Source organism: Phenylobacterium sp., assembly GCF_030651185.1.
Taxonomy (GTDB): Bacteria; Pseudomonadota; Alphaproteobacteria; order Caulobacterales; family Caulobacteraceae; genus Phenylobacterium.
Map to the genome: position 1 here is coordinate 54,834 of NZ_JAUSCJ010000036.1, position 24,175 is coordinate 79,008.

Below are 24,175 nucleotides of genomic sequence, written 5' to 3' on the forward strand. Positions count from 1 at the left end.
AGCGGTGATTCGGGGCGTTGGCGCTCAGGTGATTCGCGAAAACCTGTTGAGGGGCGCAAAGGCCGCACCCGGCAAGCCATGGGAGATCGCGCCGCAGATGCGGCGATGTGGTCGGCTTGCCCATGAAAACCTTGGATCAGGGGTTGGTCGGCGCCGGCGCGGCGGGCGAGGTGGTCGCGTCCGCGTCCCCGGTGAAGGGATTGCGGACCTGCGGGGTCGGGGCCGACAGCGGCGGCGGGGCCGCGCCCGGGCTGGTGGGCGCCGGTTGGGCCGGTTGGTTCAGCTTGCTGGGATCGATGGCGTCGATCTTCATCCGGTCGACCACGGAGTCCGAAGCGCCCTGGCGGCCCGAGAGCAGGGTGAGGGCCAGGCTGAGGACGAAGAAGATCGAGCCCAGGATCCAGGTGACGCGGGTCAGCAGGTCGCCGGCCCCGCGGGCGCTCATGAAACCGGACGGTCCGCCGCCCATGCCAAGCGCCCCGCCTTCGGAGCGCTGCATCAGCACCACGCCGATCAGGCAGACACAGACGATGATGTGGATGGTGAGCAGGATGCCAAGCAGCATGGGTACGTCCGGTAGCCTCGGCCGAAGGAACGGAGCCGAAATGAAGCGCGCGCTCTACCACTGAGACGGGCGCAAGGCCATAGCTAGGGCGTCGCAGGTTTTGAGCAACCCCATGATTCTGGAAACCGAACGCCTCAACCTCCGTCCTCTCGAGGTTTCCGACGCCGAGCTGTTGTTCCCGATGATGAGCGACGCCGAGGTGATGGCGCACTGGGACGTTCCCGAGATCGACGATCCCGACCTGATCGGCGCCATCGTCGCCGGTCAGGTGGAGGACATGGCGGCCGGCCGGGCGATGTTCTGGGCCATGCGGACCCTGGCGGGCGATGAGTTCCTGGGCCTCTGCGACCTCTCCGACATCGACCGCTGGCACAAGCGGGCCGAGGTGGGGTTCATGCTGGGGCGCGGCGCCTGGGGTCAGGGCTACGGCCTGGAGGCCATGCGGGCGGTGATCGCCCACGCCGCGTCCAGCGGCATCCGGCGGCTGACCGCGCGGACGCACCTGGGCAACCGGCGCTCCGACGCCCTGCTGGAGAAGCTGGGGTTCAGGGAGGAAGGGCTGTTGCGGGGGCACGTGCTGCGCGATGGAGAGCGCCGCGACTGCCGGCTGTTCGGCTTGCTGCTGTAGCGAAGCGGCCTATCTGAGAGCCATGAACGACCATCCGATCCAACTCGCGGGCTTCGACCACATCGTCCTGCGCATCGGCGACAAGGCGGCGATGGTGGGCTTCTACACCCAGGTTCTGGGCTGTTCGGTGGACTGGGACCGGCCGGAACTGGGCCTGACCCACCTGAGGGCCGGGGTGAACCTCATCGACCTGGTGACCCTGGACGGGCCGCTGGGGGCGATCGGTGGCGCGGGTCCTGGCAAGGAGGGCCGCAACCTCGACCACTTCTGCCTGACGGTCGCGCCCTTCGACGAGGCGGCCATCCGCGCGCACCTGGCGGCGCACGGGGTGACGATCAGCGACGAAGGTCCGCGCTACGGCGCCCACGGCGACGGACTGTCGCTGTACCTGCAGGACCCCGAGGGCAATATGGTGGAGTTGAAGGGGCCTTAGCCCGCCGCCTCCGGCATGCCTGCCGGTGCTGATTGCGGCCGATCCGCCAGCAACCGCGCCTGCGTCCCGCGGCTGAGATAGAGGAAGTTGGCCGGCAGGCCGAGGCGCTTGCTGGCCTCGCAGGGCGCTGAGTTCGGGACTGGTATGCGGTCGGCCAGCTTGCCGGCGGCCTTCAAGGCGAGGCGGTCGGTGGCGGTGAGGTCGTACTCCGAGCCCAGGGCCAGCTTCTGCCGCACGATCGGCGGCAGAAGCGAGACCGAGGCGCGGGCCAAGGCCCGATGCAGGAACTTCGGCGTCCCCGGCGCGGCCTGCCCCGACTGGATGATGGCGAGGAACTCGGTGACGATGGGATGCGGCTCGAAGCGGGGCGCCAGCTTATCCATCATCGACATGAAGTCGGCGGTGGATTTCGGGGAAGACTGAACCCCGTAGAGGCGGGCGATGGGGCCGGCCTCCTCATAGAACCGGGTCTTCTCGGCCTCGCTCAGGGGCGAGACGAAACGGTCGTAGGCGTTCAGGAATCCATAGCCGGCCGTGGCGCTCACCCAGTCCAGCAGCTCGACATCAAGGGCCTTGTAGGCCTCGCCGGACGGGGTGGTCCCGGCTACGCGGCTATGCATGTTGGTGACGCCCTGGATCACCCGGCGCGCTGCGGTTTGCGGGCCATAGACCCCGACCATGGCCGCCACGCCGGTGCGCTTGGAACGTCCGATGGGATCGGTCTTGAAGGTCGAGTGGTCCCAGACCCCGGCGCGGATACGGGCGTCGGCGAACTCCAGCAGCACGGCGGCCACCCCGCCGACGGCGAGCGCGATGGGGTTCTTGTAGACGCGCCAGTGGACCGAACCCGGATCGAGATAGGCCGGCTCGCCAACGGGCTGGCCATAGTCGATCTTCCAGCCGAGATAGGAGGTCATTTCGGTCATGGCCGAACTCCGGTGTGGATACGCATAACGATCCGCAGGATCGTCGCGATGCAGGCTCGGGGTTCAAGCTATCGAATCCGACAGGCCAAGCCCCAGAAGGATTTACATGTCCCCACCCCGCTTCACGGTCGAACGGTTGGCCTGGCAGGACCGGGCGCTGGGCGAGGTGGTCCTGCCCGACGGGGTGCTGCGCGCCACCCTGGGCCTGGGCTCGGGCCTGACGCGGCGGCCGGGTGATCGGCCCGGACGGCTGTGGGCGTTGGGGGACCGGGGGCCGAACCTGAAGATCAAGCAGGCGCGCGAGGACTATGGCGTGCAGGGGCTGGACCACCTGTGCGAGGCGCCGGGCGCCAAGATCCTGCCGATGCCGCAGATCGGGCCCAGCCTGTCGGAGCTGCAGATCGAGGGCGACCGGGTCGTGTGGCTGAGGACCCTGCCCCTGCGCGCCGCCTCGGGAGCCCCGGTCACCGGCCTGCCCCTGCCCGGCGGCGATGCGACGCCCATGGAGCCGCTGTTTGATCTGGAGGGCCGGCCCCTGCGCGCCGATCCCAACGGCGCCGACAGCGAGGCGGTTGCGGCCCTGGCCGATGGATCGTTCTGGGTGGCCGAGGAATACGGACCGTCGCTGATGAAGGTGAGCGCGCAGGGCGTGGTGGAGGTCCGTTGGACGCCGGAGGGTCTGAGACTGCCCGGAGCCGTGGACCTGCTGCCCGCAGTCGCCGGTCGTCGTCGGCTGAATCGCGGGTTCGAGGGCCTGGCGGTGTCGGCTGACGACACGCGCCTCTATGCGGGTTTCCAGAGCGCCTTCGAGGGCGACGACGCCCGGGCCGTGCGGATCTGGACCCTGGACGCGGCGTCTGGCGCCCTGCTGGCCGAGCACAGCTATCCCTTCGATCCGCCGGAGAGCTTCCTGCGCGAGGTGGCGGCGGGGCCTGTGGAGGCCAGCGACCTGAAGATCGGCGAACTGCTCTGCGTGGGCGAGAACCGCCTGCTGGTGCTGGAGCGCATCTCGCACACCAGCAAGATCTACGCAGTCGACCTCGCCGCCGGGGGGCTCCTGGAGAAAACCCTGATCTTCACCAGCGACGACGCCCCGGAGATCGCGCCCGACCTGGAGGGCATGATCGCGCTCTCGGATCGCGAACTGCTGCTGGTCAATGACAACGACTTCGGCATCGAGGCCGTCGAGACGCGGTTCTTCCGGGTGCGGTTCGACCGCGCGGTGATTTGATTGGATGCGGGGCCGAAAGGCTTGTCCACAAACCCCCTGGGTCCCGGATCGGCCTGTCGGCCGTCCGGGGTGATGGGCGTTGTTGATGACGGGCGTTGTTGTTGCGAGAGCGGCGCATGACTGGTCATACGACCGGTCTTCGCCCGGCTCAGGTCGAGGCTTTCAGCCTCAAACCGCGGCGATGATCCCCAGGAAATCGGCGGCCTTCAGCGAAGCCCCACCCACCAGGGCGCCGCCCACCTCGTCGGCGTGGAGGATTTCGGCGGCGTTGGAGGGCTTCACCGAGCCGCCGTAGAGGATGGCGACGCTCGCGCCGTGGGCGCCGAAGATCTCATTGAGGGTGGCGCGGATGGCGCGGTGGACCTCGACGATCTCTTCGGTCGAAGGGGTCAGGCCGGTGCCGATGGCCCAGACGGGCTCGTAGGCGACGGAGAAGGCCTTGCCGGCCAGCTCGGCGGGGAGAGAGCCCCTCACCTGCCCGGTGACGATCTCCAGGGCCTTGCCGGCCTTGCGCTCGTCCAGGGTCTCGCCGACGCAGACGATGGGTTCCAGGCCGGCGCGCAGGGCGGCCTGGGTCTTGGCCGCCACCAGGGCGTCGGTTTCGCCATAGCCCGCGCGGCGTTCGGAGTGTCCGAGGATCACCAGTTCCGCGCCCGCGTCGGCCAACTGCTCAGCGGCAACGTCGCCGGTATAGGCGCCCGAGACCTCGGCGCGGCAGTCCTGGCCGCCCACCAGCACATTGGTCGCCTTCAGCGCGTCGGACATCCGCGAGACCAGGGTAGCCGAGGGGCAAATCGCCACCCGGGCCTGGGTCGATCCCAGCCCCGCGGCGGTGGCCAGGGCCTCGCCAAGGGACGCGGAATCCCCGTTCATCTTCCAATTCCCGGCGATCAAGGGGATGGGGGCGGTCATCAAGGCCTCGCTTTTGTCGTGTTCCTTGGGCGAGTAAGGCGCCTTGAGAATTCTGTCACGCGCTTGCGGGGTCCAAGCGGCCTCCACTATACCGCCCGTTCCGATGCTCGCCCCGCGGGGCCAGGAAGATCGTCACCATGCTCGTCGCCGTCCGCAAGTTCGCAAAATCCTGGGTCGCCGCTGTGTTGATCGGCCTGCTGATCGTCAGCTTCGCCCTCTTCGGGATCAACGACGTGTTCAAGGGCGGGGCTTCCAACTTCGTCGTGACCGCGGGATCGCGGAAGGTGTCGACCGCCGACTTCAAGCGGGAGTTCGACAATTTCCGCAAAGGCGCCGAGCAGCAGGTCGGTCAGCCGATCACCGCCGAGATGGCCGCGGCCAATGGCCTGGACACGCGGGTGATGAACGAGGTCGCCACCCGCGAGGCCTTTGGCGAGATGCTGTCCAAGATCGGCGTCAGGCCTTCGGACAGCCTGATCACCCGCGAACTGCAGAAAATCCCGGCCTTCTTCGATCAGGTCTCGGGCCGTTTCGACAAGAACCTCTACGCCCAGCGCCTGAATGACAACGGCCTGACCCCGCCTGCCTTCGAGGTGATCATGCGCGATCAGGTCGCCGAGAACCACCTGGCCTCGGCCATGGCCAACGGCCTGCGGGTTCCCCGCGCCTACACCGCGCTCGGCGCCATCTATGGGCTGGAGAGCCGTGACGTCGGCTACTTCACCGTCGATCCGCGTAACGTCACCGCGCCGGCCCTGCCCACCGACGCCCAGCTCACCGCCCTGATGAAGGAAAACGCCGCGGCCCTGACCCGGCCGGAGTTCCGCGTCCTGACCGTGGCGCACTTCAGCCCGGCGATGATCAGCGCCAACCTGCCCATCGACCCAGCCGAGCTGCAGAAGCGCTATGAATTCCGCAAGGACACCCTGTCGCGCCCCGAAACCCGCAGTCTGGTGCAGATCCCGGTGAAGGACGCCGCCAGCGCCCAGGCCGTGGCCGCCCGCCTGGCCAAGGGTGAAGACCCCGGCGCCATCGCCAAGTCCCTGGGCGTCGACGCCATCAACTATGCCGACAAGCCGCGGACGGCCATCGCTGACCCCAAGGTCGGTCAGGCCGCCTTCACCCTGCCCGCCGGCCAGATCGCCCCGGTGAAGGGCGACCTGGGCTTCGCCGTCATCCGGGTCAGCAAGATCACCCCCGGCCAGGCCGTGACCCTGGAACAGATCCGGCCCCAGCTCGAGGCCGAGTTGCGGAAGGATGCGGCGGCCGAGAAGGTCTACGAGATGACCCAGGCCTATGACGACGCCCACGGCGGCGGCGCCAACCTGGCCGAATCCGCCAAGAAGGCCAATGTGCCGGTCTTCACCATCGGTCCCGTCTCCGCCCAGGGCGCGGGCCCGGACGGCCAGCCGGTCTCCGGCGTCAATCCCAAGCTGTTGGCCAGCGCCTTCGCCCTGCCCCAGGGCGGGGAGAGCGAGGTCGAGGAAGCTGGCAACGGCGAGTACTACGCCATCCGAGTGGAGAAGATCACGCCCCAGTCCCTGCCGCCGCTGGCCGAGGTGAAGCCGCAACTGGTCCGCGTCTGGATGATGCGCGAGATGGTCAAGCGCCTGCAGACCAAGGCCGACGAACTGGCCGCCCGGGTGAAGAAGGGCGAGACCCTTGAGGCCGTCGCCGCCAGCATCGGCGCCCGGGTCGGCCGCGCCACCAGCATCGACCGTCAGAACGCCGGGCAGAACAAGGTCCTCTCACGCGACGCCCTGATCAAGGCCTTCGGCGCCAAGAGCGGCGAGGTCTATACCGCCGAGGCCGCCACCTTCGGCCTGGTGGTGGCCAAGCTGGAGGCGATCCGCGCGCCGTCCGGTCCGACCCTGGCGCGCATCACCGAGGAGACCCGCCCGCAGATGACCGAGGCGATCTTCCGTGAAATCCAGGCCGACGCCCAGAAGGCCGCCGCCACCCTGGTGAAGGTTAAGACCTATCCCAACAACGCCCGGGTCGCGATCGGCCTGGAGCCCCTCGACCCCAAGAAGGACGCCAAGGCGGCCAAGACGGAGAAGGCCAAGTGACGATCGAACCTGCGTTTGCGGACTTTGAGCAGAAGTATGCCCAGGGCGCGCCGCAGGTCGTCTGGACCCGGCTGATCGACGACCTCGAGACGCCGGTCTCGGCCTATCTGAAGATCGCTCACGGCCGGCCCTACGCCTTCCTGTTCGAGAGCGTCGAGGGCGGGGCCTGGAGGGGGCGGTATTCCGTCATCGCCATGAAGCCGGACCTGGTCTGGAAGTGCCGCGGCGACGTGGCGGAGATCGCCCAGGGCTCAGCCATCGAGACCGGCCTGTTCGTCACCCAGCCGGGCGGCGCGCTGGATTCCCTGCGCGACCTGGTGGCGGCCTCGCGGCTGGACCTGCCGGAGGGTCTGCCGCCGATGTCGGCGGGCGTGTTCGGGGCCATCGGCTACGACATGATCCGGCTGGTGGAGAAGCTGCCGGACATCAATCCCGATCCCCTGGACCTGCCCGACGGCCTGATGATCCGGCCGTCCATCGTCGCCATCTTCGACGCCATCGCCCAGGAGATCATCCTGGTGACGACCGTGCGGCCCGACGCCCTGTCGGCCCAGGCCGCCTTCGACGCCGCCCAGGCGCGGCTGACCGGCGTGATGGCCGACTTCCGCAAGCCCGCCCCGCCACTCGTCGGCGACGGCGTGGCCGAGCCCGACGCCTTCACCACCCCCGTCAGCCGCGAGGACTACCGGGCCATCGTGGCCAAGGCGAAGGACTACATCCGGGCCGGCGACATCTTCCAGGTGGTGCCTAGCCACCGGTTCCGCGCGCCCTTCAGCCGCGACCCCTTCGCCCTCTACCGCTCCCTGCGGCGGATGAACCCTTCGCCGTTCCTGTTCTATCTGAACTTCGGGGACTTCCAGCTGGCCGGCTCCTCACCGGAAATCCTGGTCCGCCTGAGGGACGGCAAGATCACCATCCGCCCCATCGCCGGCACGCGGCCCCGTGGCGCGACGCCGGAGGAGGACCGCGCCCTGGAGGCCGAGCTGATCGCCGACCCCAAGGAGCGGGCCGAGCACCTGATGCTGCTGGACCTGGGCCGCAACGATGTGGGCCGGGTGGCGATGCTGAACAAGCCCGGCGCCAACGAGCCGCCCAAGCCCTCCAAAGGCTCCCACGTGCGGGTGACGGCGAGCTTCTTCGTGGAGCGCTACAGCCACGTCATGCACCTGGTCTCCAACGTCGAGGGCGACGCGCCCGAGGGGCTCGACCCCGTGGACGTGTTAATGGCCGCCCTGCCGGCCGGCACGCTGTCGGGCGCCCCCAAGGTGCGGGCCATGCAGATCATCGATGAGCTGGAGCTGGAGAAGCGCGGCATCGCCTATGCCGGCGCGGTGGGCTATTTCGGCGCTGACGGCTCGGTGGACACCTGCATCGTGCTGCGGACCGCCTGTTTCAAGGACGGGATGATGTACGTCCAGGCTGGCGGCGGGGTGGTGGTCGATAGCGACGCCGACGCCGAATACGACGAGACCCTGCACAAGGCCCGCGCCCTGCGCCGGGCGGCCGAGGAAAGCTGGCGGTTCGTCTGAGCCTGAGGGCTATTGCCGCTCGCCCTGCACCACGTGCTGGGTGATCACCGGCGGGGCGAGGATCATGGCGGTGGCCAGCATCAGCGCGGTCGAGGCCGCGAAGGCCGCGGCGCAGAGCACCGGCCACATGGATTCCTTGACCGCCGGGGTCGCCAGCAGCAGCCGGGCGCGGGCGATCTGGTCAGAGTCGAGGACGGAATCAGCGGTCGTCATGGCCACAGGGTCCGCCCAACTCGCACAGCATGCAATGCGTGGACTTGGCGCAGCAGCGCCTACAGCCTAGATGGACACTCATGATCCTGGTCATCGATAACTACGACAGCTTCACCTACAACCTCGTCCACTATCTGAACGAGCTGGGGGCGGAGACGCTCGTCTATCGCAACGACGCCATCACCGTCGACGAGGCCCTGGGCCTGAAGCCCGACGGGGTGCTGCTGTCGCCCGGCCCCTGCACCCCCAATGAGGCGGGTATCTGCCTGGAGCTGATCGAGAAGGCTCCCGAAACCCTCCCCATCCTCGGGGTCTGCCTGGGCCATCAGTCCATCGGACAGGCCTTCGGCGGCGAGGTGGTGCGCGCCAAGGCCACCATGCACGGCAAGACCAGCCCGATGCATCACACCGGCAAGGGCGTATTCGCGGGCATGCCGCAGGACTTCACCGCCACGCGCTATCACAGCCTGTCGGTGGCCCGGGAGACGATGCCCGACGTCCTGGAGATCACCGCCTGGACCGATGACGGCGAGGTCATGGGCTTCCAGCACAAGACCCGGCCCATCCACGGCGTGCAGTTCCACCCGGAATCCATCGCCACCGAGGGCGGCCATCACCTGCTGGCCAATTTCCTGGAACTGGCCGGCGTGCCGCGAAACGTGCCGGCCTGATGTCGGACGCTTTCAAGCCGCTGCTGGGCCGCCTGGCCGATGGCCAGACCTTGTCGGACGAGGACGCCGGTGAGTTCTTCGCCGCCTGTCTGCGCGGGGAACCCTCCCCCGCCCAGGTGGCCGCCGCCATCACCGCCATGCGCATGCGCGGCGAGACGGTTGGCGAGATCACCGCCTGCGCCAAGGCCATGCGCCGGGCCGCCGTGACGCTGAACCCGCCCTATGAGGTGATGGATGTCTGCGGCACGGGCGGCGACGGGCTGCACACGCTGAATATCTCCACCGCCGTGGGCTTCGTGGCCGCCGGCGGCGGGCTGAAGATCGCCAAGCACGGCAACCGGGCGCTGTCCTCACGATCAGGCACCGCCGATGTGCTCACCGAACTGGGGGTCGACATCAACGCCCCGGTCGAGCGCCAGATGACGGCGCTGGATGAGGCCGGCATCTGCTTCATGTTCGCCCAGGCGCACCACGGGGCCATGCGCCACGTCTCGCCGATCCGGGCCGAGCTGGGGTTCCGCACGGTGTTCAACCTGCTGGGGCCGCTGACCAATCCCGCCAACGCCAAGCGCCAGGTGATGGGGGTCTTCGCCGAACGCTGGGTCGAGCCCCTGGCCCGGGTGCTGGGGGCGCTCGGCTCCGAACGGGCCTGGGTGGTGCACGGCGGCGGCATGGACGAGATGACGACGACCGGCGAGACCGTCGTGGCCGAATGGCGCGACGGCCAGGCGCGGATCTTCACCATCACGCCCGAGGCCGTGGGCCTGCCGCGCGCGGCCCTGGCCGACCTGACCGGCGGCGCGCCGGCGGAGAACGCCGCGGCCCTGCGCGCCCTGCTGGACGGGCAGACCGGCGCCTATCGCGACATCGTGCTGCTGAACGCCGCCGCCGCCTTCCTCGTGGGCGACAAGGTGGAGACCCTGCGCGACGGCATCGATCTGGCCCGCGCGGTGATAGACGACGGCCGCGCCAAGACGGCGCTGACCAAGCTCGCCGCCATCACCAGCGCCCCATGAGCGACATCCTCGACAAGATCGCCGCCTACAAGCGCGACGAGGTGGCCGAGCGCAAGACGCGGCGCACCGTGGCGCAGGTCGAGGCCGCGGCCGCGCAGGCCTCTCCGCCGCGCGGCTTCCGGGCCGCCCTGGAGCGGGCCCATGCGCCGGGGCGTCTGGCCCTGATCGCCGAGATCAAGAAGGCCTCGCCCTCCAAGGGCCTGATCCGCGAGGACTTCGATCCGGCCTCGCTGGGCAAGGCCTACGAGGCCGGCGGCGCGGCCTGCCTGTCGGTGCTGACCGACACCCCGAGCTTCCAGGGCGCCGACAGCTTCCTGACCGCCGCCCGCGAGGCCTGCGCCCTGCCCTGTCTGCGCAAGGAGTTCCTGGTGGACCCCTGGCAGGTGGCCGAATCCCGGGCCCTGGGCGCCGACGCCATCCTGGTGATCATGGCCATGGTCGATGATTCCGTGGCCCGCGAGCTGATGGCGCAGGCCGCCCGATTCGGCATGGACGCCCTGGTGGAGGTCCACGACGAGGCCGAGATGGCCCGCGCCGGTGACCTGGGCGCGACCCTGGTGGGGGTGAACAACCGCGACCTGCGCAGCTTCAGCATCGACCTGGCCATCACCGAGCGGCTGGCGGCCTTGGCGCCCGCAAACGCCTTGCTGGTAACGGAAAGCGGCATCTTCACCGCCGCCGACGCCGCGCGGCTTGAGCGGTCCGGCGCCTCGGCGATGCTGGTGGGCGAAAGTCTGATGCGGCAGGCCGATGTGGCCGTGGGGGCGCGGGCTTTGCTGGCCTGACTGGCGTCAACTTGACATTAACGAAGAACGCCTAGAGAACATCGAGCAAGGTTTCTGCTTTGTTCTTCAAGGGCTCGTCGTCCAATGCTCACTCGTAAACAGCACGAATTGCTCATGTTCATTCATGAGCGGATCAAGGAGAGCGGCGTCTCGCCCTCCTTCGACGAGATGAAGGAGGCGCTGGACCTGGCGTCCAAGTCCGGCATCCACCGCCTGATCACGGCGCTGGAGGAACGCGGCTTCCTGCGCCGCCTGCCGCACCGGGCGCGCGCCCTGGAGGTCGTGAAGCTGCCGCAGCAGGCCACCACCTCGTCGCCGCCCAAGGGTCGCGCGCCCTTCAAGCCGCAGCTTGTCGAGGCCGGCGCCGCTCAGCCGGCGATGAACGCCGCCAACGACACCCGCGAGATCTCCATCCTCGGCAAGATCGCCGCGGGCACGCCCATCGAGGCGATCCAGCAGGAACGTGACCGCATGCACGTGCCCGAGAGCATGCTGGGCGCGGGCGAGCACTTCGCCCTGGAGGTCCAGGGGGACTCGATGATCAACGCCGGCATCCTGGACGGCGACTATGTGGTGATCCGCAAGACCGACACCGCCACCTCCGGCGAGATTGTCGTGGCCCTGGTGATGGGCGAGGAAGCCACCCTCAAGCGCCTGCGCAAGAAGGGGGCCTCCATCGCCCTGGAGGCCGCCAACCCCGCCTACGAAACCCGCATCTTCGGCCCCGATCAGGTCCAGGTGCAGGGCCGCCTCGTCGGCCTGATCCGCAAGTACCACTAGGCGCCCTCAGCGGGCCTGATCGGCGATCACACCGCCGGTCCAGGGCCGCTGGCCGCGCAGGCTCTGGGCCCAGACGATCCGCCAGCCGGAGGCCGTCCGGTAAAGCTCGGCCGAACCGCCCCGGGCGAAGTCGTCCTCGGTGAGCAACAGGGCCTGCGGGCAATCGGCGGCCGTGGCCGCGCCGCGCACCACAACCACCTCGGCGTCCTGGCAGAACAGCGGCAGCTTCCTCTCGATGGTGGAAGCCCGGCGGGTGAAGACGGCGGCCACGCGGGGCGATGCCCCCGCGCGGGGCGTGCACGACCAGCGGTCACAGTCATAAAGGGCGTCGCGGGACGCAAGGCCTTCGGCGGCGGGCTCCAGCCCCCGGCGGCGCGCCCAGAGCTCGGCCCCGAACAGCTTCACGTCCGGCCGGAAGAGAATGGCCTGCCGGCCCTGCCGCACCGCCAGGGTCGACCCGTCGGCGGCGATCCAGAGGTCGGGGGTCGGCGGGCGCGGGGTCAGGCTGACCGCCAGGGCGAAGGGCAGGCCCAGCCAGCGCAGCGGCCCCTTCCAGAGGCAGAGCCAGAGGATTCCCAGGAAGGCGACGGCCAGGGTCCAGCCTGGCGCGCTGGCGATGATCAGCTGGGCGCCCGGCATGCCCGAGGCCTTGAGGGCGATCAGGTTCATGGTGTCGATGGCGACGCCGGCGGCCCGCAGCGGCCAGTCTCCCAGGCCGAACGGAGCCAGGATCGCGCCCAGGGCCAGGGCCGGCATCATCAGGAAGGACGAGATCGGCGCCACCAGCAGGTTGGCGATCAGGCCGAAGGTGGAGACCCGGTTGAAGTGCTGCAGGGCGAAGGGCCCGGTGGCCATGCCCGCCACGAAACTCGCCGCCAGGCTGGCGCCGAGCCAGGTTCCCACGCCCTGGGCGGCGCGGATCGGCCAGGGCGTGTTGATCTCGCGAATCGGGCGCGGCCAGAGCTCGGCCAGGGCCACCAGGGCCGTGGTCGCGGCGAAGGACATCTGGAAACCGGGCGCGGCCACCGCCTCGGGCTGGAGGGCCAGGATCACCAGGGCGGCGATGGCCAGGGTGTGCAGGCTGATGGCCCGGCGATCCACCAGGATGGCCGCGAAGGCCGCCGACGCAGTGATCGCCGCCCGTTCCGCCGGCGGGGGCGCGCCGGACAACACCAGATAGCCGAGCACGGCGGCCAGGCCGAACAGGGCGGCCATCTTCTTGCTGGAGACCCGCAGGGCCAGCCACGGCCAGGCGGCGATCAGCAGGCGGACACCGGCGAAGGCGAAGCCCCCGACGATGGCCATGTGCAGCCCCGAGATCGAGATGATGTGGGCCAGGCCCGAGGCCCGCAGGGCCTCTACCTGCTCGCGCGGCACGAAGGCCTCGTGGCCGGTGACCATCGCCGCGGCCAGGCCGCCGCTCTCGACCCCCATCTCGTCGACGATCTTGCGCGCCAAAGCCCAGCGCGCGGCGTTGATCCGCATGACCAGAGCCAGTCGCCACGGAGGTGGTTCCGCGAAAATCTCTCGGGGTTGGGTCAGGGCGAAGCCGACGCCGCCGATGCCATCGAAGAAGGCGTCGCGGGCGAAGTCGTAGGAGCCGGGGCTGGCGGGGGGCGGTGGCGGGTTGAGCATGCCCCGCACACGGATGGCGGTTCCAGGCGGAGGCAGCGGCGTGTCGGGCTGCAGGGTCATGCGGGCGCGGATCGGCGTGGCCTCGGGCGCCAGGCCGCTGACCCGGATGGGCGCCAGCAACAGGCGCGGTCCGCCCTGGCCAGGATTGGCGATGTCGACCACCAGGGCGTCCACCGTCTGCATCCCCTCGCCAGCAGGGGCGATCGGCGCGCGCACCTGCTCGGTGCGCAACTTGCCGGCCGCGAACCCGGCCAGGGCGAAGGCGACGAGGGTCAGGGCGATGGCCAGGACGCGCCCGCCGCCCCAACGGGTGCGGATCAGCAGCAAGGCCCCGGCCAGGCCCAGGGTGGCGATGGCGACAACCGCGATCGGCTCGCGCGGCAGGGCGAGATAGGCCGCCGCGCCACAGCCGAAGGCGACCGGAGTCCACAGGCTGAGGCGGTCGGCCTGGGCCGCCGCCTGGGCGCGCAACCATAGCAGGGCGTCGGCGGCGCTAGGAAGCTTGCGGACGGGCGTGTTAAGAGGCGCCGCGATTGCGTCGGCCTCCGCCGGCGCCGCCTCACCCACAGTCCCGAGATCGATGTCCGACCGCCCCGTCGTCACCCGTATCGCCCCCTCGCCCACCGGCTACATGCATATTGGCACGGCCCGCACGGCCTTGTTCAACTGGCTTTACGCCAAGCGCATGGGCGGCAAGTTCCTGCTGCGGATCGAGGACACCGATCGCGAGCGCTCCACCCTGCCCGCCGTCCAGGCGATTTTCGACGGCATGAGCTGGCTGGGCATGACGCCGGACGAGGAGCCGGTGTTCCAGGCCGCCCGTGCCGACCGCCATGTGCTGGCCGCGCAGGCCCTGCTGGCCAAGGGCCGCGCCTATCGCGACTACATGACCGCCGAGGAACTGACCGCCGAGCGCGAGATCGCTCGAGCCGAGGGGCGCGCGGTGCGCTCGCCCTGGCGCGACCAGGACGCCAATTTCAACGACCGGCCGTTCGTCGTCCGCTTCAAGGGCCCGCACGAGGGCGAGACCGTCATCCACGACCTGGTGAAGGGCGACGTCACCTTCAAGAACAAGGACCTGGATGATCTGATCATCCTGCGGACCGACGGCACGCCGACCTACAACCTCGCGGTCATCGTCGATGACCACGAGATGGGCGTCACCCACGTGATCCGCGGCGACGACCACCTGAACAACGCCGCCCGCCAGACCCTGATCTATGAGGCGCTGGGCTGGGAGGTTCCGATCTGGGCCCACCTGCCGATGATCCACGGTCCGGACGGCGCGAAACTGTCCAAGCGTCACGGCGCCCAGGCGGTGAGCGAGTTCGACGACATGGGCTACCTGCCCGAGGCCATGCGCAACTACCTGGCGCGCCTCGGCTGGGGCCACGGCGACGACGAGATCTTCAGCGACGAACAGGCCCAGGCCTGGTTCGACGTCTCCGACGTGGTCAGCGCCCCGGCGCGCCTGGACTGGGCCAAGCTGAACCACATCAACAATCACTATCTGCGGCTTGCGGACATCGACCGGCTGGTGAGCCTGACGGAACGAGTGCTGAAGAGCCGGGGCGAGCCCCCGCGCGACGCCGACGCCGCCATTCTGCATCGCACCATTCCCCTGGTCCGCGACGGCGCCAAGACCCTGCTGGAGCTGGCTGACGCGGTGATGTTCGCCTTGAAGCAGCGCCCCCTGGCGTTGCCGGAAAAGGTGGTCGGGATGCTGACCGACGAGACTCGTGGTCGGCTAACCCGATTGCGTGAGACCCTGGCCGGTCAGGCCGATTGGGACGTCTCCGCGCTGGAGGCCGCGCTGCGCGGCTTCGCCGAAAGCGAGGGCGTGGGCCTTGGAAAGATCGGCCCGGCCTTACGTGGCGTCCTGTCAGGCGGCGCACCGGCGCCCGATCTGGCCGGCGCCCTGGTAAGCCTCGGAAAAGCGGAAAGTCTCGGCAGGCTTGATGACGCCCTTTCGCCCGCAGCGTAAGGCGGTATAAGGCTCGCCAAACAGACGTTTTGTTCCAGACATGCAAAGGGGATGGCATGGCCGACACGGCGAAAATGAGCATCGGTGAAAAGACCGTTGAACTCCCGATTCTGAAGGGCGTCGACGGCCCCGATGTCGTTGATATCCGCAAGCTCTACGCCGAGGCCGACGTCTTCACCTACGACCCGGGCTTCACCTCGACGGCGTCCTGCGAAAGCAAGATCACCTTCATCGACGGCGACGCGGGCATCTTGCTGCACCGCGGCTATCCGATCGACCAGCTGGCCGAGAAGTCCAGCTTCCTCGAGGTCTGCTATCTGCTGCTGCACGGCGAACTGCCGAGCGCCGCCGAGGCCGAGGAGTTCGAGAAGACCATCACCTACCACACGATGCTGCACGAGCAGTTCGACCGGTTCTTCCAGGGCTTCCGGCGCGACGCCCACCCGATGGCGATCATGGTCGGCGCCGTGGGCGCGCTCTCGGCCTTCTATCACGACAGCACCAACGTCGAGGATCCGCAGCAGCGGATGATCTCGTCGCACCGGCTGATCGCCAAGATGCCGACCATCGCGGCGCGGGCCTTCAAGTACTTCCGTGGCCAGCCGTTCGTGCATCCGCGCAACGACCTGTCCTACGCCGAGAACTTCCTGCGCATGTGCTTCTCGGTGCCGGCCGAGGATTGGGTCCCGAACCCGGTGCTGACGCGCGCCATGGACCGGATCTTCATCCTGCACGCCGACCACGAGCAGAACGCCTCCACCTCGACCGTGCGTCTCGCCGGTTCGTCGGGCGCCAATCCGTTCGCCTGCATCGCGGCCGGCATCGCCTGCCTCTGGGGCCCCAGCCACGGCGGCGCGAACGAAGAAGCGCTGAACATGCTCAAGGAAATCGGCACCGTCGATCGCATCCCTGAGTACGTCCAGGGCGTGAAGGACCGCCGCTACCGCCTGATGGGCTTCGGTCACCGCGTCTACAAGAACTACGACCCCCGCGCGACGGTGATGCAGAAGACCTGCCACGAGGTCCTCGCCGAGGTCGGCAACTCAGACGACCCGCTGCTGAAGGTGGCCATCGAGCTGGAGCGCATCGCTCTGTCCGATCCCTACTTCATCGAGCGCAAGCTGTACCCCAACGTCGACTTCTACTCCGGCATCACCCTGCGCGCCCTGGGCTTCCCGCCCGAGATGTTCACCGTGCTGTTCGCCGTCGCCCGCACCGTGGGCTGGATCGCGCAGTGGAAGGAAATGATCGAGGATCCGTTGCAGAAGATCGGCCGTCCGCGCCAGATCTACACCGGCTCCCCGGCTCGGGACTACACGGCGATCAGCACCCGCTAAGCGCGCTCGTCGCCAGACTGCAAGATCATCCGCCGCGCCCTCGGGTTCGGCGGATTTTCTTTGCGCGTCAGGCGGGGCGGGGCTCCGCAAGGATCTTGAGGATCGCCTCTGCCGCCGCGTCCGAAGGATCGGGGCCGCCACGGCCCATCTTTTCCAGGGCCCCGTACTGGGCGGCGACCTGGCGACCGGCGATGTCGGCGTTCTCCAAGCGCAGGGCCGCCTCGCGGGCAAGGTTCTCCGGCGTGCAGTCGTCCTGGATCAGCTCCGGGGCCACCAGGGTCCCGGCGGCGATGTTGAAGAGGGTGATGGGCCGCTTCACCAGCCGGTTGACCAGAGCGTAGGTGAGCTTGTCGATCCGATAGCCGATGACCATGGGGCACCCGGCGAGGGCCAGTTCGATGGTGACGGTGCCGGAACAGGCGAGTGCGGCGGTGGCGGCCTTCATGGCGTCGAGTTTGGCCTGCTCGCCCTCCACGACGTGTGCCCGGCGGGGCCAGCCCGCGACTTGCGCCTTAACCGCGGCGGCCACGGTCGGCGCGGCCGGAATCACGATTTCCAGGTCCGGATGGGTGGCCTTCAGCCGCATCGCGGCCTCGCCGAAGGACGGCAGGACCCGGGCGATCTCGCTGGGTCGGCTGCCCGGCAGGACCAGCAGGATCGGCGCTTGCGGCGAGATGCCGAGGTTGTTGCGGAGGCGGGCGGGGTCGGCCTTGGAGAAGTCCACCTTCAGGGCGGCGTTGCCGACGAAGGTGGTGGGCAGGCCTTCGGCCTCGAAATAGGGCGCGTCGAAGGCGTGGATCGACAGCAGGTGGTCCACGGCGCCGGCCAGGACCTTGGCGCGCCCCTTGCGCCAGGCCCAGACCTGGGGCGCCACGTACTTCACCAGCGGAATGGACGGCTCGATCTTTCGCAGGCGATGAGCGACCCGCAGGTTGAAGGCCCAGGAATCGATCAACACCACCACGTCCGGCTTTTCACGGGCGGCCACGGCGACCGTCTCATTCACCAGCTTCATGGCGCGGGGATAGACGGCCAAGGCGTCCACCACGCCGAGGATGGAGAGCTGGGCGATGTCGAACAGGCTCTCGACACCCTGGGCGGCCATCTGGGCCCCGCCTGTGCCGATGAAGCGCACCTGGTCACCCAGACGGGCGCGCAGGGACTTGGCGAGCCCCGCGCCCCGGTCATCGCCGGAGGCCTCGGTGGCCACCAGCATCACACAGAGCGGCTTGCTCACGGCTCCACCCCGACGATGAACAGACCCAGCTCGTCCGCCAGCTCGATCACCGCCTCGCGGTCGAGCACCAGGAGGTGGCCCGCCTCTCCGACAATGCCGGCCAGACCCGCCGCCGCGGCCCGCTGGACGGTGGCCAGGCCGATGGTGGGCAGGTCGACCCGGGTTTCCTGGATCGGCTTGGGCGCCTTGGCCAGGACGCCGCGATAGGCGCCGGGGGTTCCGCGAATGGCGGTGGGAATTTCATGAGCCACCCGGCGCAGCATGGCGTCGGTGCCCTCCTGGGCCTCCACGGCCAGGACCAGGCCGTCGCAGACCACAGCCCCCTGCCCCACGTCCAGGCGGCCGATCTCGCGGGCCACCAGCAGGGCGCGGTCGATATCGCCCTGGTGCTCCGGGCCGGGTGCGACGGCGCCCAGGGGACCCTTGGCCAGGGTCAGGTCGCTCTTGGCCTCGTGGGCGCCTTCGATGGCGAAGCCCTCCTTGGCGAACTCGTTCAGCACCACCCGCAGCAGGGCGTCGTCGCCGTGCCGGGCCGCGGCGATCACGGCGGGAAGCAGGGCGAGGCCGCGCAGATCAGGCTTCAGGGTCTTGAAGTCCGGCCGGCTGACATTGCCCACTAGGCAGACGGCCTGGCAACCGGCGCGCTTCAGCGCCTTGATGGTCTTGCCGATCTCGGCCAGGCCGACATCCGTCCCCGGAAACCGGTTGAGCTCCGGGCCGGCGAAGCCCTTCAGCCGGGCGATGAACACCTCGCGGCCCGCCTGCTCGCAGTGCTCGGCGATCTCCAGGGGCAGCGTCCCGCCGCCGGCGATCAGACCCAGCTTGCGCATAGGCGGCTCAGACCTCGCGTTCGGGCAGGCAGAGAGGGCGGCTGCCGTCGGCGCGGATGAAGTCGATGATCTCACGGACCTCGTCGGAGCTCTCATAGGTCTCGATGGTGTCGTCGAGGCGCTCCTGGAAGGTGCCCTCGTCGGCGAACAGCATGCGGTAGGCCGCGCGCATGGTGTTGATGGTCTCGCGGCTGAAGCCGCGGCGCTTCAGGCCCACCAGGTTGAGGCCCTCGAGGTGGGCGTGGTTGCCCCAGACCGAGCCGTAGGGGATGACGTCCTTCACCACGGCCGCCAGGCCGCCGATCATCGCGTGACGCCCGACCCGGGTGAACTGGTGTACCGCGGCCAGTCCGCCGACGATGACGAAGTCGCCGATCTGGCAGTGGCCGCCCAGGGTGGCTTGCTTGGTCAGGATGACGTGGTCGCCGACCCTGCAGTCGTGACCGACGTGGCTCTCGATCATGTAGAACCCGTCCGAGCCCACGCTGGTGAGGCCGCCGCCGTTGACGGTGCCGATGTTCATCGTGGCGTGTTCGCGGATGGTGTTGCGGTCGCCGATCACCAGCCGGGTGGGTTCCCCCTTGTAGGCGGTGTGCTGCGGCGGGCCGCCCAGCATGGCGAAGGGATAGACCAGGTTCTCCTCGCCCAGCTCGGTGTGACCGTCGACGACGATGTGGGAGACGAGCCGGGTTCCCGCCCCCAGCCGGACATTGGGGCCGACCGTGCAGAACGGACCGATGACCACGCCGTCACCCAGGACCGCGCCGTCGGCGACGATGGAGTTTGGATGAATCTGGACGCTCATTGGGTGGCCACGACCATGGCGGCGAACTCGCATTCAGCCGCCACCTTGTCGCCCACCATGGCCTGGCCCTGGAACTTGAAGAGGTCGCCGCGAGCCCGGATCACCTTGACGTTGAGGTGCAGCACGTCACCCGGCCGCACCGGCTGGCGGAAACGACCGTTGTCCACCGAGACGAAGAAGATGGTCTTGCCGGCCACGTCCACGTCCAGGGACTTGGACATCAGCACCGCGCCGGTCTGGGCCAGCGCCTCGATGATCAGCACGCCGGGCATGACCGGATAGTCGGGGAAGTGGCCCTGGAAGAACGGCTCGTTGATCGTCACGCACTTGATGCCGACGATGGATTCGCTGGGCTTGTAGTCCTCGCAGCGGTCAATCAGCAGGAAGGGATAGCGATGCGGAATCCGCTTCACGATCTCGGTGATGTCGATCTCGGTGGGCGACTCGTTGACGGGGGCCTTGCGGCTCATTGATCAGGTTCCTCCCGGCGGCGAACGGCCGCCGATTTGCTGAGCCAGGCGACTTCGCGCAGCCATTGTCGCATGGGCATGGCCGGATAGCCCCCCATGACCGCCCTTGGCGGCACATCCCGGAGAACCCCGGCGGCGGCGCCAATCTGGGCGCCCTCGCCGATGATCACATGGTCGGACACTCCGGCCCGGCCGCCGAAGGCCGCCCCATCGCCGATGGTCACGCTGCCGGAAATGCCCGTGTGGGCGGCCATCACGCAGTTGCGGCCCACGCGCACGTTGTGGGCGATCTGCACCAGGTTGTCGATCTTGGTGTTCTCCCCCAGGACCGTGTCATCATAGGCCCCGCGGTCGATGCAGGTGTTGGCCCCGACCGTGACCCCGTCCTGCAGGATCACGCGACCCAGCTGCGGGATGTCGATGACGCCCCTGGGACCGGCCGTGGCGCCGAACCCGGCCTCGCCGATGACCGCGCCGGCCAGGATCTTCACCCGGTCGCCCAGCAACGCGCAGTGGAGGCTGACATTGGAGCCGATGACGCAGTCGCGGCCGATGGTGACGCCGGGGCCGATGACGGTGTTGGCGCCGATGATGGTCCCCCGGCCGATCTGGGCCCCCTGGCCGATGGCGGCGCCGGGGCCGATCACGGCGCCATCTTCCACCGCCGCTTCCCGCGACACCGCGGGACCAGCATGCCGGCGCGGTCGGTGCAGGCGCTCGCCGGACATGGCGTAGGCGGCGGTCGGCTGCCGGGTCACCAGCGCGATACACCCCTGGGGCACCAGGCCCACGTCCCGCTCGGTGACGAAGCACGCCGCGGCGCGGGTCTCCGCCAACTCGGCGGCCAGCTTGCGGTCGGAGAAATAGGTGATGCTGTCGGCGGTGGCCCGCGCCAGGATGGCGACGCGGGCGACCTGAACCGATCCGGCCCCGGGCGCCGATAGTTCGGCCCCGGTCAGCGCGGCGAGCTCCGTCAGGGAGACGGGGCCCAGATCTTCGAAAAAGCGCGGGTCAGGCATCAAGCACTCTCAGCTCGACCCGCGCATAACCCGAGTCGTTCTACTTGCGGACGGCGGCGCCAGCTTGGGGCGCGGCGGCCGGTTGGTCCAGGCGTTCGCGGTCGAAAGCGAACTGGGTGATCTTGGCGTTAAGGGCCGTGGTCATGGACGGGCTGATATCCATGACGGGATTGGCGATGACCAGGGCGTCGCGTTGCAGCAGCAGGCTGCACTGACGCTGCTGGTAGACCTGACGGATGATCGGGTCCAGTTCCTGGCCGACGCGGCCGAGGGCCTTCTGCTGGGTCGCCTGCACCTCGCGCTCCCGGAGCTGGGACTTGCGCTGATAGGCGCTGGCGCGGACCTGCAGAGCCGAGGCGCGTTGTTCGAAGGTCCCTTGATCCAAGGTCGCCTTCTGACCGTCCAGGGCCTTGGCGTCGTTCTGGAGGGCGGTTTCCTCGGCCTTCAGTTCGGCGCCGACCTGGGTGACGATCTGCTGCAGGCGGGTCTGGACGTACTTGCCGACGGTCGAGCCGCTGATGACGCCTTCGATCGACATGACGCAGACGCCTGGGATGGCCGGTCCGTGAGTGATGGCCGGAGCCGCCGCGGCCTGGGCGAAGGCCTGCGAACTCGCGGTGAGCGACAGCGCGGCGACACAGGTCGCCGCGGCAAGATTTTTGAACGTCATGAGGGTCAGAACTTCGTTGAAGTGGAGAAACGGAAGGTTTCGGTCTTGTCGTAGTCTTCTTTGGCCAAAACTTGGCTGAAGTCGAAACGGATGGGACCCATGGGCGACTTCCAGAACACCGACAGGCCGGCTGTGGCGCGCAGCGACAGATCGTCGAAGATCAGCGGATCGCGCGTCCCGGCAGGATAGGGCAGACCCGTGACAGGATTGATCGAGCCCGGCTGGTATTCCTTGTCCACGTCGTCCAGCAGGCCAACGGTGCCGAAGTCGGTGAACAGCGCGGCCTTGATGCCGTACTGCTCGGGCACGAAGGTCGGAATGGTCAGCTCCACCGAACCAATGGCGTAGGCCCGGCCGCCGAGCGCGTCGCTGCGAGCGAAGTTGGTGTCGCGCGGCCCCAGACCCGCGGTCTCGAAGCCCCGGAAGCTGTTGCCGCCCTTGTAGGAGCGGTCGTTGATCCGGATCGTGTCCCCGCTCCAGCCGGCGATGTAGCCCGCCTGGCCGGTGACGCTGAGGATGAAGTTCTTGTTGAAGCCGTGATACCAGCCGCCGGCGAGGTCGGTCTTGATGTAGTTCACGTCGCCGCCGACCCCCGCCAGATCCTGGCTGATGTCCGCATAGAAGCCGCGGGTCGGATTGACCGGGTTGTTCCGCCGATCCAGGCGCAGGCCGTAGCCCACGAGCGAGGTCAGGAACGCCCCGCGCTGGGCGCAGAGCGACAGGGACACGACCGGCAAGGTCGGATCGCAGTAGCTGTCGTCGATCTCCACCTCGTCCTGCCGCAGCACATAGCGGGTGCTCATCGAAGAGTTGAGCGTCAGCGGGAAGCCGGCGCGTAGGTTCATGCCCAGGGTGCTGGTCTGATAGGCCGAGTAGTCGGTCAGATCGTAGCGGTAGGAATAGATGTCCACCCCGGCCCGCAGATTGCGACCCAGGAAGCGCGGCTCGGTGAAGGAGAAGTCCACCTGCTGGCGAAGCGAGCCCACGGAAATCCGGGCGCGGACGTCCTGGCCGCGGCCGCGGAAGTTGCGTTGCGTGATGCCGAGGTCGAGCACCAGCTGATCGACGGACGAGTAGCCTGCGCTGAACGAGAGCTCGCCGGTGGGTTGTTCCTCGACCTTGACCTGCAGGGTGGTCCGGTCCGGGGCGGAGCCCGCGATTTCGGCGATGTCGACGTTCTTGAAGAAGCCAAGGGCGCGGATGTTGTTCTTCGAACGGTCCACCAGGGCGCGGTTGTAAGCGTCGCCCTCCACCAGGTTCAGCTCACGGCGGATGACGTAGTCGAGGGTCTGGCTGTTGCCGATGATGTCGATGCGCTCGACATAGACGCGCGGGCCTTCGCGGACCTGGAAGACCACGTCGACGGTCTTGGTTTCCTTGTTGGCCACGTAGCGGGGCCGCACGTCCACCGAGGCGAAGCCCGCGGCGCCCGCGGCGAAGGTCAGCGAGTCGTTGGCGCTCTCGATCTTCTCGTCTTCGTAGAGCTCGCCCGAGCGGATCGGCACCAGTTGCAGCAGCAGGTTCTTGTCCAGCTTCTGCAGCTCGGTCTCCACGGAGATCTTACCGAACTTGTATTCGGGACCCTCGTCCAGCGTATAGGTGATGACGAAGCCGTTTTTGTCCGTGGACAGTTCGGCCACCGCCGAGATCACCCGGAAGTCGTAGAAGCCACGATTGCGGTAGTGCTTGCGCAGCTGCTCCTTGTCGTACTCAAGGCGGTCAGGGTCGTAGTTGGCGTTGGACGAGAAGAATTTGTACCAGCTGGTCTGCTCGGTCACGACGACATCGCGCAGGTCGTTGTCGGAGAATTCCTCGTTGCCCAGGAAGTTGACCCGCAGCACGCCGCTCTTGGGGCCCTCGTCGATCTCGAAGATCAGGTCGACGCGCTTCTGGGGCAGTTCGACGATCTTCGGCGTCACGGTGGCGGAGATCCGGCCGGACCGGCGATAGAGTTCCACGATGCGCTGGACGTCAGCCTGGACCTTGGCGCGGGTGAAGATGCCGCGCGGACGCACGGTGACCTCATCGCGCAGCTTGTCTTCCTTCAGGCCGGAATTGCCCTCGAAGACCACCTTGTTGACGATCGGATTCTCCACGACCGTGATGGTCAGGTCGCCGTTCAGCAGGTTGATCTTCACGTCCGAGAACAGATCGGTGCGGAACAGCGCCTTCAGCGCCAGGTCGAGCTTGGCCGGATCGGCGGTCTCCCCGGCCTGAATGGGCAGGTAGGAGAGCACGGTCGACTGCTCGATCCGCTCATTGCCCTCGACAATGATGCGCTGCACGACGCCGGATTGCTCGGCGGCCTGGGCGAAGGCGAGACTCGGCAGGGTAAGCGCGGTCGAGCCCAGAAGCAGGGCGAGACCGGAGGCGAGCGCGGCGCTGTGGGCGCGGGTTCTTTGCATCGTTTCTGCCGTCAACGGAAATGGG

General features: G+C 68.5%; 23 protein-coding genes. 11 read left to right on the forward strand and 12 right to left on the reverse strand.

Annotated elements, in window-relative coordinates; genetic code table 11:
• Positions 1 to 136: 136 nt before the first annotated feature.
• Positions 137 to 565 (reverse strand): preprotein translocase subunit SecG, encoded by a 429-nt coding sequence (gene secG, locus Q7J39_RS17595; protein ID WP_304828261.1) that lies wholly within the window; start codon positions 563 to 565, stop codon positions 137 to 139.
• A gap of 112 nt (positions 566 to 677) precedes the next feature.
• Between secG and Q7J39_RS17600 the strand changes: the two genes are divergently transcribed.
• Together Q7J39_RS17600 and Q7J39_RS17605 are read left to right on the forward strand one after the other, a co-directional pair.
• The gene (locus Q7J39_RS17600) at positions 678 to 1,193 is read left to right on the forward strand and encodes a GNAT family N-acetyltransferase (protein WP_304828264.1); all 516 of its coding nucleotides are present in this window, start codon (positions 678 to 680) and stop codon (positions 1,191 to 1,193) included.
• Positions 1,194 to 1,215: 22 nt separating this feature from the next.
• Positions 1,216 to 1,626 carry a VOC family protein gene (locus Q7J39_RS17605; RefSeq protein ID WP_304828267.1) on the forward strand — a complete coding sequence of 137 codons (411 nt, stop codon included), beginning with the start codon at positions 1,216 to 1,218 and terminating at the stop codon, positions 1,624 to 1,626.
• Here Q7J39_RS17605 and Q7J39_RS17610 read toward each other — a convergent pair.
• Positions 1,623 to 2,552, reverse strand: a complete 930-nt coding sequence (locus Q7J39_RS17610; RefSeq protein ID WP_304828271.1) for an oxygenase MpaB family protein — start codon at positions 2,550 to 2,552, stop codon at positions 1,623 to 1,625. The genes Q7J39_RS17605 and Q7J39_RS17610 overlap by 4 nt on opposite strands.
• Before the next feature lie 106 nt (positions 2,553 to 2,658).
• Here Q7J39_RS17610 and Q7J39_RS17615 point away from each other — a divergent pair, with 106 nt between their 5' ends.
• Complete coding sequence (locus tag Q7J39_RS17615) at positions 2,659 to 3,783, forward strand: esterase-like activity of phytase family protein (RefSeq protein ID WP_304828275.1); 1,125 nt, start codon at positions 2,659 to 2,661, stop codon at positions 3,781 to 3,783.
• Positions 3,784 to 3,951: 168 nt separating this feature from the next.
• On the opposite strand, the gene tpiA is transcribed toward Q7J39_RS17615, so the two are convergent.
• Complete coding sequence (tpiA, locus tag Q7J39_RS17620; protein WP_304828278.1) at positions 3,952 to 4,695, reverse strand: triose-phosphate isomerase; 744 nt, start codon at positions 4,693 to 4,695, stop codon at positions 3,952 to 3,954.
• Positions 4,696 to 4,832: 137 nt separating this feature from the next.
• Between tpiA and Q7J39_RS17625 the strand changes: the two genes are divergently transcribed.
• A complete protein-coding gene (locus tag Q7J39_RS17625) occupies positions 4,833 to 6,764 on the forward strand; it encodes a peptidylprolyl isomerase (protein WP_304828281.1) in 1,932 nt (643 codons plus the stop codon).
• Complete coding sequence (gene trpE / locus Q7J39_RS17630; protein ID WP_304828284.1) at positions 6,761 to 8,293, forward strand: anthranilate synthase component I; 1,533 nt, start codon at positions 6,761 to 6,763, stop codon at positions 8,291 to 8,293. Before Q7J39_RS17625 ends, trpE begins: the two co-directional genes overlap by 4 nt.
• 9 nt (positions 8,294 to 8,302) lie before the next feature.
• Here trpE and Q7J39_RS17635 read toward each other — a convergent pair whose 3' ends face one another.
• A complete protein-coding gene (locus Q7J39_RS17635; RefSeq protein WP_304828287.1) occupies positions 8,303 to 8,506 on the reverse strand; it encodes a hypothetical protein in 204 nt (67 codons plus the stop codon).
• Positions 8,507 to 8,586: 80 nt separating this feature from the next.
• Between Q7J39_RS17635 and Q7J39_RS17640 the strand changes: the two genes are divergently transcribed.
• From Q7J39_RS17640 to lexA, 4 genes are all read left to right on the forward strand, one after another.
• Positions 8,587 to 9,177: an aminodeoxychorismate/anthranilate synthase component II gene (locus Q7J39_RS17640; protein ID WP_304828290.1), complete on the forward strand. Its 591-nt coding sequence runs from the start codon at positions 8,587 to 8,589 to the stop codon at positions 9,175 to 9,177.
• Positions 9,177 to 10,193 (forward strand): anthranilate phosphoribosyltransferase, encoded by a 1,017-nt coding sequence (trpD, locus tag Q7J39_RS17645; RefSeq protein ID WP_304828293.1) that lies wholly within the window; start codon positions 9,177 to 9,179, stop codon positions 10,191 to 10,193. The genes Q7J39_RS17640 and trpD overlap by 1 nt, the downstream gene beginning before the upstream one ends.
• Positions 10,190 to 10,978 (forward strand): indole-3-glycerol phosphate synthase TrpC, encoded by a 789-nt coding sequence (gene trpC / locus Q7J39_RS17650; RefSeq protein WP_304828296.1) that lies wholly within the window; start codon positions 10,190 to 10,192, stop codon positions 10,976 to 10,978. Before trpD ends, trpC begins: the two co-directional genes overlap by 4 nt.
• An 84-nt stretch (positions 10,979 to 11,062) precedes the next feature.
• A complete protein-coding gene (gene lexA / locus Q7J39_RS17655) occupies positions 11,063 to 11,758 on the forward strand; it encodes a transcriptional repressor LexA (protein ID WP_304828299.1) in 696 nt (231 codons plus the stop codon).
• Positions 11,759 to 11,764: 6 nt separating this feature from the next.
• Here the strand turns inward: lexA and Q7J39_RS17660 are convergent, their stop codons facing one another.
• Entirely contained in the window at positions 11,765 to 13,996 is a 2,232-nt protein-coding gene (locus Q7J39_RS17660; RefSeq protein WP_304828302.1) for a ComEC/Rec2 family competence protein, read from the reverse strand.
• On the opposite strand from Q7J39_RS17660, the gene gltX reads away from it, so the two are divergent.
• Both gltX and gltA read left to right on the forward strand, forming a co-directional pair.
• On the forward strand, positions 13,974 to 15,377 hold the full coding sequence (gene gltX / locus Q7J39_RS17665; RefSeq protein ID WP_304828305.1) for a glutamate--tRNA ligase: 1,404 nt from the start codon (positions 13,974 to 13,976) through the stop codon (positions 15,375 to 15,377). The genes Q7J39_RS17660 and gltX overlap by 23 nt on opposite strands.
• A gap of 56 nt (positions 15,378 to 15,433) precedes the next feature.
• Positions 15,434 to 16,714, forward strand: coding sequence for a citrate synthase (gene gltA / locus Q7J39_RS17670; protein ID WP_304828308.1), 1,281 nt, complete (start codon positions 15,434 to 15,436; stop codon positions 16,712 to 16,714).
• Between the two features lie 67 nt (positions 16,715 to 16,781).
• Here the strand turns inward: gltA and lpxB are convergent, their stop codons facing one another.
• From lpxB to bamA, 7 genes are read right to left on the reverse strand one after another with little or no spacing between them, the layout of a single operon-like run.
• Positions 16,782 to 17,951 carry a lipid-A-disaccharide synthase gene (gene lpxB / locus Q7J39_RS17675; RefSeq protein WP_304828312.1) on the reverse strand — a complete coding sequence of 390 codons (1,170 nt, stop codon included), beginning with the start codon at positions 17,949 to 17,951 and terminating at the stop codon, positions 16,782 to 16,784.
• Positions 17,948 to 18,781, reverse strand: coding sequence for an LpxI family protein (locus tag Q7J39_RS17680; protein ID WP_304828315.1), 834 nt, complete (start codon positions 18,779 to 18,781; stop codon positions 17,948 to 17,950). The genes lpxB and Q7J39_RS17680 overlap by 4 nt, the downstream gene beginning before the upstream one ends.
• 7 nt (positions 18,782 to 18,788) lie before the next feature.
• Entirely contained in the window at positions 18,789 to 19,586 is a 798-nt protein-coding gene (lpxA, locus tag Q7J39_RS17685; protein WP_304828318.1) for an acyl-ACP--UDP-N-acetylglucosamine O-acyltransferase, read from the reverse strand.
• Positions 19,583 to 20,056 (reverse strand): 3-hydroxyacyl-ACP dehydratase FabZ, encoded by a 474-nt coding sequence (fabZ, locus tag Q7J39_RS17690; RefSeq protein WP_304828322.1) that lies wholly within the window; start codon positions 20,054 to 20,056, stop codon positions 19,583 to 19,585. Before fabZ ends, lpxA begins: the two co-directional genes overlap by 4 nt.
• A complete protein-coding gene (gene lpxD, locus Q7J39_RS17695; RefSeq protein ID WP_304828325.1) occupies positions 20,053 to 21,075 on the reverse strand; it encodes a UDP-3-O-(3-hydroxymyristoyl)glucosamine N-acyltransferase in 1,023 nt (340 codons plus the stop codon). Before lpxD ends, fabZ begins: the two co-directional genes overlap by 4 nt.
• Positions 21,076 to 21,115: 40 nt before the next feature.
• Complete coding sequence (locus Q7J39_RS17700) at positions 21,116 to 21,745, reverse strand: OmpH family outer membrane protein (RefSeq protein WP_304828328.1); 630 nt, start codon at positions 21,743 to 21,745, stop codon at positions 21,116 to 21,118.
• Positions 21,746 to 21,750: 5 nt separating this feature from the next.
• A complete protein-coding gene (gene bamA / locus Q7J39_RS17705; protein WP_304828332.1) occupies positions 21,751 to 24,150 on the reverse strand; it encodes an outer membrane protein assembly factor BamA in 2,400 nt (799 codons plus the stop codon).
• Positions 24,151 to 24,175 lie beyond the last annotated feature (25 nt).